Source organism: Bacillus sp. FSL K6-0268, from assembly GCF_038005425.1.
Classification (GTDB): Bacteria; Bacillota; Bacilli; order Bacillales; family Bacillaceae_G; genus Bacillus_A; species Bacillus_A thuringiensis_S.
On record NZ_JBBOTF010000001.1, the window covers coordinates 135,227 to 148,636 of the forward strand.

Here is a 13,410-nt window from a genome sequence, read left to right on the forward strand (position 1 = left end):
GGAGGAATTTAAAATGAGGAAGAGTAAAATGTTTCAGGATTTTAATTTTAAGTTAGTGGTAATTGAAGCTTTATTAGATAAAGAGCCACTATTTCTAAAAGAATTGAAAGACTTAATAGAAAAGCATACGAATTATTTTGAATGGTATTCAGGAGCTGGGCCAATTGTTGAAATCAAAGCTTTTTTAGAAGCGTTAACTTTGGAAATAAGTGATTTGGAAAAGATTGAGTCCCTTTGCTTTGATGGTGGGAATGAAATTTATCATATTTTAAAGCCTGATTGGGACGGTGAAGACAGTTTATTTGATGTTATATCTGTTGAAGGATTTCAAAATCTAAAAAATTTAAAAACAGTGGAATATATTTCAATGTGTTACCCGAAAGTATTAGAACCATTAAAACAGGCTGGAATAGAAGTTGAGGATTAATGAAGAGAATTTAAAATGGTAAAGTACTTTATTGAAATTGTGTAAAGGAAATTAAAACACAACATATTAAACGAAGTGATTTATCGTATAAATTTACATTCAGTTAATATTAGTAGGTTAATAGAAAAATTAGTGTTAATTGTTAAATGGGGCGTGTAAAAAAGACAAAATCTCTTAAAAAACACTTAAATTTTTACTCCATTAATCTTTACAATCGCCCCCTATAATGTGAATTGGACAAGCACCTAAGAGAAAGCAGAACATGTCAGTTTGTACATTCTATTATTAGGGGGAGAATTTGTATGAAAAAGACAGTTGCTTCGTTAGCAGTTATGGCGGCATTATTACCGACGTTTTCAGCACATGCGGAAGGGAAAGAGCAAGTCCGGAAATCAGCTACAACTTTTAACGTTATTAGTGATATTCAAGGGGATTTAGGGGATTTTGATCATGTGCTAAAAGATATGAACAAAGTGACGCCACTTTCTAGAGCGCTTATTATGAATGGGGATATAACGCCAACTGGACAACAGTCACAATATGATGATGTAAAGCGTGTGTTAAATAAAAATAAGCATCCAGAAAATGTATGGTCTACTGTTGGGAATCATGAGTTTTATGCTGGGAAATGGACAGCAGATGGGAAACTCTCTCAAAGTACATGGCCAAATGGTGTAACTGAGGAAACTTTATTTAACCGCTATCTGAAATTTAGTGGACAAGAAAAGGTATATCATAAAAAAGAATTAGATGGGTATCCGCTTCTATTTTTAGGAACTGAAAAATATATGAAATACCACGATTCAAAAATGTGGGACGAAGTATATATGAGTGATGAGCAATTAGGTTGGTTAAAACAAAATTTAGAAGAGTATAGTCAAAAAGATAAAAATAAGCCAATCTTTATTTTCTCTCATCACGTTTTACCTGATACGGTATCTGGATCAAGACAATCGCCGTATTTACAAGATTATTTAAACGTGGATAAATTGTACGATATATTAAAAGACTATCCGCAAGTTGTTTTCTTCACGAGTCATACGCATTGGGATTTAAACTTACCTGACTGGGCTGGTAAAAAGAAAATTAAAGGCGGAGATGAAAAAGGTTTCACTGTTGTAAATACGGGCGGGATTGAAACAGGCTGGATGTCAGCGGGACCAAATGGAGGAGAGAAAACTGCTCCAGATGGCTATTCATTTAAACAAGGGTTACAAGTGAAAGCATATGGTAACGATGTAATTGTGACAGCTTACGATTACAAACGTGATAAGGATATAAAGAAGTTATTAATTAGTGATTCAAAAATTGCGCAGATGGCACCAAATGTAGCGGCAGATGATAGTAAAAATATAATTGTCGGTGCAACTGAATATATGGAGTATTCTATAGAAGGAACGAATGAGTGGCATACGTATAGTAAAGCAAACCCTCCGAAATTTGATGGGGATAAAGTGGTATATGTACGCCATAAAGGTGAAATGAATTTAGAGCCGGGATTAACACAGTTACTTCGTTTTTCGATAAATAAGTGATTGGAGGGAGTCTGCATTTGAATGTGTGGGCTCTTTTTGTTGATGAGAAATGGCTGCCTGTCTGTCGTTTTTTGTCGATAGATTGATATATTGCAAGTTACGATAGATATATTTGAAAAATCGTTGATATATTGTAAGGAATGAACGATATATTTAAAAAATCGTTGATATAAATTTCATGTACCGTAATTAAGTTAAAATCATTAATACGGTTTTACTTATCAAAACGAAATTCTAATACATTTTTAACCCAGAAAGATGACTTCACCATTTTTACGTGTAATAATAGTAACGTTACATATATTGTGAAAGAAGTACAAAAGGAGCGTTACAATGAATTTAGCTAAATTCCCGAGAAAAAAATATACAGAATCATATACACCAATTGAAAAGTTAAACAACTTTTCTGAAGCACTTGGTGGGCCGACTATTTATTTTAAACGAGATGATTTACTTGGTTTAACAGCTGGTGGTAATAAGACGAGAAAGTTAGAGTTTCTAGTTGCGGATGCAGAGGCAAAAGGTGCAGATACGTTAATTACAGCTGGTGGTATTCAGTCAAACCATTGCCGTCTAACACTGGCAGCTGCGGTAAAAGAAAAAATGAAATGTATCCTTGTATTAGAAGAAGGGCTTGAACCAGAAGAGAAGCCAGACTTTAACGGAAACTATTTCTTATATCATTTACTAGGTGCTGAAAATGTAATTGTTGTACCAAACGGGGCAGATCTTATGGAAGAGATGCATAAAGTAGCGAAAGAAGTTAGTGAAAAAGGTAATACACCATATGTCATACCAGTTGGTGGATCAAATCCTACTGGTGCAATGGGATACGTTGCTTGTGCGCAAGAAATTATGGCACAATCATTTGACCAAGGAATTGATTTCAGTACAGTCGTTTGCGTAAGCGGTAGCGCTGGTATGCACGCTGGTTTAATTACTGGTTTTGCTGGAACACAAAGCCACATTCCTGTAATTGGAATCAACGTAAGTAGAGGAAAAGCTGAGCAAGAAGAGAAAGTAGCAAAACTTGTAGATGAAACTTCAGCACACGTTGGTATTCCAAACTTTATCCCGCGTGACGCTGTTACGTGCTTTGATGAATATGTAGGGCCAGGATATGCGTTACCAACGCCGGAAATGGTAGAGGCAGTTCAGTTACTTGCGAAAACAGAAGGTATTTTACTTGATCCAGTGTATACAGGTAAAGCGGTAGCGGGATTAATCGACTTAATTAAAAAAGGTACATTTAATAAAGAAGACAACATTTTATTCGTACATTCAGGTGGTTCACCAGCTTTATATGCGAATACGTCTTTATTTGCGTAAGTGTAAAAGCATTGGGTATCCAATGCTTTTTTGTTATATACTGGAATTATTGAGAGGTAGGAGGATGATATGAATTCAAATTTAAAATGGATTATATACAGTACTCGGCATTTCTATTCTATTAATCTTATTTGCGGCTTATGGGGTGTATTCTTATTTTGCATTTTAAAAGCGTAATGGAAGTGAACCATAATGTAATGTATGTTATAGTTTGATATGTTAATTACTTACAATAATTTCTATAAGGAGAATACATAATGAGAGCAAAGAAACTAGTAACGTTAGCAGTTCCATTTATGCTGTTAGTCGGATGCGAGGCAGGAGATAAAGATTCTACTCATAAGACTGAGCAAACTAGTAAAGCAATAACGAAAACAGTACTTTCCGAACAACAGTATCCGTACTACATATGTGAGCAAGTGGTAGAGTTCCAATTTAAGAAGGATGAACTATTACTAAACTTAGGAGAATCCTTAAAGGACAAAGAAAAAGCAAAAGCTGTTTTAAAAACATCAAACGAGATAGATAAAATTTTAGACAATATGGAACACATAAAAGTACCTGATACATACAAAGACATTCACAAATCCATACAAGAAGGGGTAACAGAGGCAAGAAAAGCAACGAAGTTAATTAAGGATGCTGGTAAAGAAGATAAACAGAAGGTTCAAGAAGCTACAATGAAAGGTACTGAATTTTTATCAGGTGTAGACGGAGAGCATTGGAAAAAAGCAATTTATGAGTTATCGCAGGAAAACAAAGATGCTTATAGTAAGGCACTTGATAAGAAAGTAAAGGAGCACTCAAAGTAAAACAGTAACTTGTAACAATACATATCCACCTAAAATTTCCGCGAATGCTATGCTAGGAAGTTAGGTGGGAGATTACTGTCCTTAAATGTGGTTGATTAAAGCTACAGCCACATTCTCCTGTTCTAATTAACTAAAAGAAGAACTTCCCCATCCCGATTAGACTACTAATCATTCCTATTCCACTCATGGTGCCTTTTCCTGCTGTAAATAAGTTTCCAAGCATTCCTAGCTGACCGTTACCTCCGTTATTTCCCCATCCCATTGGGGCCCACGGACTACCCCATCCTGGAGGGTTTCCAAAAACACCCGAGTTATTGGTATTGATATGAAAAGGCTTAGCTGGCGGCGATAATAAAGCGGCAAGATGACCTTGTGCGAACATCCCTGTATGATTGAATGGTTGGGCCCAGGGGAAGGGAGGTTTTTGAAAATTAAAACCTGCATGACCTGGTAATGGAGGCCAATTAGTAGGGTGACCTTGTGGCATTATCCCTGCATAATTGATTGGTTCCCCCCAAGAGAAGGGAGGGGGTTGGGGAGTGAATCCCGTATAATTGGCTGATGAATCCCAACTAACTGGATAGACTCGGTAACTCCAATTCTCAGGAATCTTCAAATCATTCATTACCTCAGATTTAGTTATTTCGGGCTGTGAATATAATGAAATTTGGTTAGTATATTGTTCCCCGTTTCCCTTTGAATTCAAATACCAATATTGGTGCATACGCTTATTCTCCTCACTTTAAAAATGTAATGTTAGACTTAGCCTATGTAATATTCCTTTTTATGGATGGTTACATAACTAGATCTACAAGCCTGTATTTAAAGGAATGGGTGTGTGGCCTTGTTGATTTAAAGTTTCACTTTATTTTAGAAGGGTATTTTCAGTCGCTTCTTTTATATATTTCAGCCTAATTTAAATTCCGTTAACAAACGTTTTTATAAAGGTTTAATCAAAAAAAGATTTTAAAATGTTATGTTGGGCAAGTGGAATTGCTAAAAAGAGAATATCCATTCTAAGAGTTTGGCAAAATACTGCAAGGGTAATGTTTTCTTGTGCAAATATGTAAACGATTTAAACGAATCAATGAAATTTATAATGAAGGGGCAATTAAATATATGAGTGAAACATTACATAAAAGAAAACCACCATATTTAATGCTTGTAATCCTTTTTATTGGGGCATTTGTTTCATTTCTAAATAACTCGCTTTTAAATGTAGCCTTGCCATCAATAATGAAAGATTTAGACATTCAAGATTATTCAACGATCCAGTGGCTTTCTACAGGGTATATGCTTGTAAGTGGTATATTAATTCCGGCATCAGCATTTTTAATAACGCGTTTCTCGAATAGAAGCCTATTCATTACATCTATGGTGATTTTTATTCTTGGTACTGCCTTAGCAGCTGTAGCGCCGAATTTTGGTTTATTACTTACTGGTCGGATGGTTCAAGCGGCAGGCTCTTCAGTTATGGGGCCTTTGTTAATGAATATTATGCTAGTAAGCTTTCCAAGAGAAAAAAGGGGAACAGCAATGGGGATTTTTGGACTAGTTATGATTACAGCTCCAGCAATTGGACCGACACTATCAGGTTATATTGTAGAGTATTATGACTGGCGTTTGCTTTTTGAAATGATTTTACCGTTAGCAATCATTAGCTTACTGTTAGGGATTTGGAAATCTGAGAATGTCATGAAACAAAACAAAAATGCAAAACTTGATTATCTCTCATTACTATTATCTTCTGTCGGTTTTGGCGGTTTGTTATATGGATTCAGTTCTGCAAGCTCCGATGGTTGGACAAATAAAGTTGTCTTAACAACCTTAATCATAGGCGCTATTGCCCTAATTGCTTTTATTATCCGCCAATTAAAAATGGATGAGCCGTTATTGGATTTACGTGTTTACAAGTACCCAATGTTTGCACTTGCGTCTGTAATTGCAATTGTCAACGCAGTGGCCATGTTTTCGGGGATGATTTTAACACCAGCTTATGTACAAAACGTCCGCGGTATTTCACCGCTGAGCTCTGGGCTGATGATGCTTCCAGGTGCGGTAATAATGGGGGTTATGTCACCAATTACAGGTAAACTATTTGATAAATATGGCCCTCGGATTCTTGGTATAGTAGGACTTTCCATTACAGCCGTTTCAACTTATATGCTGGCAAATCTGCAACTCGATTCTAGTCACACACATATTATTCTTATTTACACATTGCGGATGTTTGGGATGGCGATGGTGATGATGCCACTTATGACAAATGGCCTCAATCAATTGCCAACGCGCTTAAATCCGCACGGTACAGCTGTTAATAATACAGCTCAACAAGTGTCCGGTTCGATTGGTACTGCTATTCTTGTTACGATTATGAATTCTGTAACAAAAACAAAAGCTGAAAGTCTAATGGCTGATGTAGATCCAACAACCTTCACAGAGGCTACGAAGGCAATGTTAACTCAGAAGGCTTTATTATCCGGAATTCAATATTCATTCTATGTAGCGCTTGGCATGAATGTTGTTGCACTACTATTAGTTTTTTTCGTTAAACGTGTAGATACAAGTGCGGAAGCTGTCGAGAAGTTAAATCGGTAGAGAAGAATAAAACGCTAGATAATGATTCCTACAAGTTTTTTTGCTGCTAAGGCGCCGATATTTAAAGCTGGAAAAGAGCTGAAAGAAGCAGTGAAATAATTATATATAGTGAAAGAGGACCTGACGTTCATATCAGGTCCTCTTTCATTAGTAACACGGTATACTTGCTTATCGTATTGGTTTAACTAAACTACTGATTTTTCGAATACTACAATCTTAAGCTCGTCAACTTCTCTATTTTGGGGTGTTTTAGAAGAAAATAAATCAAAATGATCGTTTTATAAACAAATGCAAGAGATGAGATCCGTTTGCAAATTCTCATAAACATTATAATTTTAGCTTATCTTTTAACGCCAATATTAAAAGGATCCAATTATATTTATTCGCTTCATTTTAATTTAGTATTTTTCTACAATTTATAAATCTAATTGCCAAGCTTATACTCAATATCATAATCATGAATAGTTAGGGAAAAGATAAAATAAGGTAATCAATTACATATCTGTATCCCAGGCAATTAGTTGCTATTTCCTCTTTATTAAATGGGATATGCTATTTCATGCTTTTTTGAAAGGGTGTTTTAAATGGAAAAAAAAGTATCTGCCATTCCCCAGCCGAAAACATATGGACCGCTGGGTAATCTCCCATTAATCGATAAAGATAAACCGACTCTATCGTTTATTAAGCTGGCGGAAGAGTATGGTCCCATTTTTCGAATTCAAACTTTAAGTGATGCCATAATTGTCGTTTCTGGACATGAACTGGTAGCAGAAGTTTGTGACGAAACGCGGTTCGATAAAAGCATAGAGGGTGCTTTGGCAAAGGTTCGTGCCTTTGCTGGAGACGGATTATTTACTAGCGAGACTCACGAGCCTAACTGGAAAAAAGCTCATAATATTTTGATGCCTACATTTAGCCAACGGGCAATGAAAGATTACCATGCCATGATGGTCGATCTTGCTGTACAACTCGTTCAAAAATGGGCACGGCTTAATCCGAATGAAGACGTAGATGTTCCGGAGGATATGACTCGCCTTACGTTAGATACAATTGGTCTATGTGGTTTTAATTACCGATTTAATAGCTTTTATCGTGAGACCCCTCATCCTTTTATCACTAGCATGAGCCGTGCTCTAGATGAGGCAATGCACCAATTGCAGCGGCTGGATATAGAAGACAAACTCATGTGGAGAACGAAACGTCAATTTCAGCATGATATCCAATCTATGTTTTCTTTAGTAGATAATATTATTGCTGAACGTAAAAGTAGTGGAGATCAGGAAGAAAATGATTTACTTTCCCGTATGTTAAATGTACAGGATCCGGAAACTGGTGAAAAATTAGATGATGAAAACATTCGTTTCCAAATTATCACTTTTTTAATAGCTGGGCATGAGACAACAAGTGGATTGTTATCTTTTGCAATTTACTTTTTATTAAAGAATCCGGATAAGTTAAAAAAAGCCTATGAAGAAGTAGACCGTATTTTGACAGATCCTACTCCAACATACCAACAAGTTATGAAACTGAAGTATATACGGATGATTTTAAATGAATCGCTACGTCTATGGCCTACCGCTCCAGCATTCAGTCTCTATGCAAAAGAAGATACAGTGATTGGCGGGAAATACCCAATTAAGAAAGGAGAAGATCGTATTTCTGTTCTTATTCCACAGCTGCATAGGGATAAAGATGCATGGGGAGACAATGTGGAAGAATTCCAACCTGAACGATTTGAAGAGCTGGATAAGGTTCCTCATCATGCTTATAAGCCATTTGGAAATGGCCAGAGAGCATGTATCGGTATGCAATTTGCACTTCATGAAGCCACTCTTGTAATGGGAATGCTTCTTCAACATTTTGAATTAATCGATTATCAAAACTATCAGCTGGACGTAAAACAAACATTAACGCTAAAGCCCGGTGATTTTAAGATTAGGATTCTACCCCGAAAACAAACTATTAGTCATCCTACTGTTCTTGCACCTACAGAGGACAAGCTGAAAAACCATGAAATTAAGCAGCACGTTCAGAAGACACCTTCTATTATTGGGGCTGATAATCTTTCACTTCTTGTTCTGTACGGCTCGGATACAGGTGTAGCAGAAGGTATTGCAAGAGAATTAGCAGATACAGCTAGTTTAGAAGGGGTTCAAACGGAAGTGGTAGCTCTTAACGATCGAATTGGAAGTCTACCGAAAGAAGGAGCGGTTCTTATTGTAACTTCTTCTTATAATGGAAAACCGCCAAGTAATGCAGGACAGTTTGTGCAATGGTTGGAGGAACTAAAACCAGATGAGCTAAAAGGTGTTCAATACGCAGTTTTTGGTTGTGGAGATCATAATTGGGCTAGTACCTATCAACGGATTCCAAGATACATTGATGAGCAGATGGCTCAAAAAGGAGCAACAAGGTTTTCTAAACGCGGAGAAGCAGATGCAAGTGGTGATTTTGAGGAACAGCTCGAGCAATGGAAACAAGGCATGTGGTCTGATGCGATGAAGGCATTTGGATTGGAATTTAACAAAAATATGGAGAAAGAGCGTAGTACTTTGAGTCTGCAATTTGTCAGTCGTCTTGGAGGATCTCCTCTTGCACGAACATATGAAGCAGTTTATGCAACTATACTAGAAAATCGTGAACTCCAATCATCCAGCAGCGATAGAAGTACACGACATATCGAGGTATCCTTGCCAGAAGGCGCTACATATCAAGAAGGAGACCACCTTGGAGTGCTGCCAATTAATAGCGAGAAGAATGTTAATCGAATTTTAAAACGCTTTGGATTAAACGGAAAGGATCAAGTCATACTGAGTGCAAGTGGACGAAGTATAAATCACATACCTTTAGACAGTCCTGTTAGTTTATTGGACCTTCTTAGTTATAGTGTCGAAGTTCAAGAAGCAGCCACTCGTGCACAAATACGAGAAATGGTAACATTCACAGCATGCCCTCCTCATAAAAAAGAATTGGAAGCATTATTAGAAGAAGGGGTCTATCATGAACAAATACTAAAGAAACGTATTTCAATGTTGGATCTTCTTGAAAAGTATGAGGCTTGTGAAATCCGATTTGAACGCTTTTTAGAACTGCTTCCTGCGCTCAAACCGCGTTACTATTCTATTTCAAGCTCTCCACTTGTTGCACAGAATCGTCTGAGCATTACGGTCGGTGTTGTTAATGCGCCTGCATGGAGTGGAGAAGGGACATATGAAGGAGTCGCTTCTAATTATTTAGCTCAGCGTCATAATAAAGATGAGATTATTTGTTTCATTCGAACGCCACAATCAAACTTTGAATTACCTAAAGATCCAGAAACACCAATTATTATGGTTGGGCCAGGTACTGGAGTTGCACCATTCCGTGGATTCTTGCAAGCGCGTCGTGTTCAAAAGCAAAAAGGTATTAATTTAGGACAAGCGCATCTATATTTTGGTTGTCGTCATCCTGAAAAAGATTATCTCTATCGTACAGAGCTAGAAAATGATGAAAGAGATGGATTAATCTCTTTACACACAGCTTTTTCTCGTCTAGAGGGACATCCCAAAACATATGTACAGCATTTAATAAAACAAGATAGTATCAATTTAATTTCGTTATTAGATAATGGAGCTCATCTTTATATATGTGGTGATGGCAGTAAAATGGCTCCGGATGTAGAAGATACCCTTTGTCAAGCATATCAAGAAATTCATGAAGTCAGTGAACAAGAAGCAAGGAATTGGTTGGATCGTGTGCAAGATGAAGGGCGATATGGAAAAGATGTTTGGGCTGGTATATGAATGTTTCTTAATTAGATACGTATTAACTAATGAACTTCTTTCGAATAAATTTCACTTTATTAGTATCGTGTATTTAGCTGAATAATGATTAACCGGACTATTTAGTATCTACTAAATAAAAAACAGGACCTGATATGCATCTATCAGGTCCTGTTTCACATAGACATTATACATGGATATTTTCCACACATTATCAATGTTTGTAATGTAGTTAGCCTTGTGGGTCAGCTATAAAATCAGATATTATTTTTTCAATATCGAAAGGAGTAATCCCTTTATCCAAAGAGAAAATAGTTTCTGCTTCTTCGATGTCTTGAACGAGTTCACCTCTAGCTTCAATATGTAATCGGAACAAGTCATATAAATTCGGTTTAACTAAATTAGTTAAAGCCTTTCCAACTAGTATCATACCTTTTTGATTCGCCTCGATGGTATTATCATAAGTTAGATCTCTTGTAAGAGATAAATCTGTCCAAATCAATTTTCGTTCCTTTAAGTCTAAGATAACTGGAATAGAGATTTGGGTGTCGGCAGTAATATCCACTTTATCTTGAACAGTAGAAGGTTCAAATATTTCACCTGAACCAGGATATTGACGAACCATCCAACCAGTAAAGCATTCTGGTAAATCTTTATATGGTTGGTCTGTGTAAGAAAGCAAAGTCATGACTACATAGCGTCCACCATATTTCAGCACAGACGGAATATCGAAATCAATGAATTCAGATGCCCCCTTTGGTGCAGAAGTAATGTCTCCGCTATGGTAGGCTTTGAAATTTTTTGAACGTAAGTTCGTGAAGGATACATGTTCTTTGTATTGCCAATCTTCGTCGTACATTGCAGCAGACAAATCAATGTCAACGCGTCCTGTATGTTGTCCATTCACATAGCCTTCTTTCCACCATAGGAAAAAACGAATCGTATCTCCTTCTGGCAAATCTACTTTACTTCCTCGAGATAATGTGCGAAGCGCTTTGCTGGCTGAACGTTGAGAGAAGGGAACTAAGTGATTTTTTAACTGTTCATCCAAAAATACTTTTCCGAGACTTGGAAGTTTTGCGAAGCGATTTTTTAAAGTATCTTCACACATTTTTACAATCATTAAACAAATATCCTCTGAGATAAATGGAAGTGTATTTTCAATACCTATAGCTTTTGCTACATTTCCCTTTGGAAAAAAGGTACGAAATTCATTTTTATCATTTCGATGCTTAAAATGAGCTGTGAGTTGAAGTAATACAGGAGTAGAAACGTCTCCTATTATACTTAGAAACTCTTCGAGAATATGGAAAACATCTGTTGACTTATCACTACATAAACGGATTAAATGATCCAAGCGTCTGGCAAATTCCCCAGGGCGAGTTTTTAAAAGATTTTTCGCTGTCATGATATCACGATTCAACAAAGCTGCTTCTATTTTTCCATTAAATGTTTCAACTTTAATGTTGTTGCGAAGAATCTCAAATGCTCGGTGGGTTTTTGGGAAACGAGTATGATATTCTGCTGGATGAAGAATTTCACCTAGACGAATCCAACGTTTTTTGTATCGAAGCATATCTTCGGTAATGTTTCCGCATTGCTCTAACAATCCTAAAAGGAAGCGTCTTTCTGCTCGGTTAAACTTCTTGAATCGAACGGAAGATGCTAAACTCACATCGCCTTCAGATAAAGCAACTGCAAGGCGAAGAACATCAGTTGCTGTTTTAAAATACTTTGCAGCAGCATCGGCTGATATTTTTCTGTTTATTAATAAAACTCCAATTATAAAAGACATATTTTCCTTATGAGGAATTACATTAGGTAGAAAACAGGAAACATCTTCAGTGTGTGTAATAGCCCATTCTACATCTGTCTTATCAGTTGAGGAAATAGAGCTGTTTGCACTAATCAATTGAGAAATCATTTGATTGAAATCTTCTTCACTTCCTAAGTTAATAACTTTCAAATCAACGCTATCTAAAAGAGGAAGTCGTTCTTCTACTTTTGATACAGGTAGGCGCAACGTCACATAATGAATAATAGCATTAATGTATAAATCAGCGTCACTTAAATCCATCATTTGTTGCGGAAAGTTTGGATACATAGGAGCAAACTGAATATGTGCACCAACCATTTCTTTTAAATGTTTTACCAACTCTTTGTAAAACGATGTGAATGTATCAACCGAAAGTGTTTGCAACTCTTCTATTAAAGGCTCGGAAAAAGTAAATCCTAAACTTTCCAAGTTTTTTAAAACAGTGGCTAAATAAATGTTCGGTAGTTTATTTTCTTCTCTTTTTATAATTACTTTCAAACTTCTTCTTATGTAAATAGAATTTTTCATGAGAACGCCAGCTATTCACTCCTTATAAAAGAGGGGAATAGTCTGACTGTCCTCCTTTCAGTGGTAGATTTTTATTTTTACATGCATAAACACACTAATTGTAGAAAAATACACAGAGGTTACATAGCTATTTTTTAGTGAAAAATTAGGGGTATAACATTTAGTTGTTAAGTGGTAATTTGTTAATTAAGAAAAGAAAACCTCTACATCAATGGTTGATAAACTAAAGTTTATTCAATCCCAAAGAAGAAAGAGGTTTTATAGTCTAATTATTTTTCATAGGGAATTGACAACTCTAAAACTATTTGAAATTTCTGGAAAAGAAGGAAGAATTGTCATAGCCTATGTGTTTAGCAGGAAAGTAACATCCCTATTTCGCCAAAGAAGTTAGAAGGAAGGAACGTCATAGCCTGCTTTATTAGTATATTCTCTTGCGAAGAGCAATTCAAGTATACTGTCTGATTTTTTATATTTTTCTTAAAGGGGAATTTTCATGTTTATCCCGCATTAACGGGTAGCCCGATTGGTGAGTGGGATTAAAGTTTCACTTTATAAATAGGGAGACCATCACATGCCCTTTTTATAATACTATTACGGGAGGATT

8 protein-coding genes are annotated in these 13,410 nt (G+C 36.3%); 6 read left to right on the plus strand and 2 right to left on the minus strand.

Annotated elements, in window-relative coordinates; genetic code table 11:
• Positions 1 to 13 precede the first annotated feature (13 nt).
• The 4 genes from MHI28_RS00740 (at position 14) to MHI28_RS00755 (ending at position 4,103) form a co-directional block, all read left to right on the plus strand.
• A complete protein-coding gene (locus tag MHI28_RS00740) occupies positions 14 to 427 on the plus strand; it encodes a DUF6892 domain-containing protein (RefSeq protein WP_001232168.1) in 414 nt (137 codons plus the stop codon).
• A gap of 302 nt (positions 428 to 729) precedes the next feature.
• On the plus strand, positions 730 to 1,962 hold the full coding sequence (locus tag MHI28_RS00745; protein WP_000754274.1) for a DUF4073 domain-containing protein: 1,233 nt from the start codon (positions 730 to 732) through the stop codon (positions 1,960 to 1,962).
• Between the two features lie 333 nt (positions 1,963 to 2,295).
• Complete coding sequence (locus tag MHI28_RS00750; RefSeq protein ID WP_001046576.1) at positions 2,296 to 3,291, plus strand: D-cysteine desulfhydrase; 996 nt, start codon at positions 2,296 to 2,298, stop codon at positions 3,289 to 3,291.
• Between the two features lie 257 nt (positions 3,292 to 3,548).
• Positions 3,549 to 4,103: a hypothetical protein gene (locus tag MHI28_RS00755; protein ID WP_001201794.1), complete on the plus strand. Its 555-nt coding sequence runs from the start codon at positions 3,549 to 3,551 to the stop codon at positions 4,101 to 4,103.
• A gap of 130 nt (positions 4,104 to 4,233) precedes the next feature.
• Here MHI28_RS00755 and MHI28_RS00760 read toward each other — a convergent pair whose 3' ends face one another.
• Positions 4,234 to 4,827: a hypothetical protein gene (locus MHI28_RS00760; protein ID WP_000554429.1), complete on the minus strand. Its 594-nt coding sequence runs from the start codon at positions 4,825 to 4,827 to the stop codon at positions 4,234 to 4,236.
• 395 nt (positions 4,828 to 5,222) lie between these two features.
• Between MHI28_RS00760 and MHI28_RS00765 the strand changes: the two genes are divergently transcribed.
• Both MHI28_RS00765 and cypD read left to right on the plus strand, forming a co-directional pair.
• Entirely contained in the window at positions 5,223 to 6,701 is a 1,479-nt protein-coding gene (locus MHI28_RS00765) for a DHA2 family efflux MFS transporter permease subunit (protein WP_000005102.1), read from the plus strand.
• A gap of 584 nt (positions 6,702 to 7,285) precedes the next feature.
• The gene (gene cypD / locus MHI28_RS00770; RefSeq protein ID WP_000412781.1) at positions 7,286 to 10,483 is read left to right on the plus strand and encodes a bifunctional P-450/NADPH--P450 reductase; all 3,198 of its coding nucleotides are present in this window, start codon (positions 7,286 to 7,288) and stop codon (positions 10,481 to 10,483) included.
• Between the two features lie 211 nt (positions 10,484 to 10,694).
• On the opposite strand, the gene MHI28_RS00775 is transcribed toward cypD, so the two are convergent.
• On the minus strand, positions 10,695 to 12,806 hold the full coding sequence (locus tag MHI28_RS00775) for a TerD family protein (protein WP_000798032.1): 2,112 nt from the start codon (positions 12,804 to 12,806) through the stop codon (positions 10,695 to 10,697).
• Positions 12,807 to 13,410 lie beyond the last annotated feature (604 nt).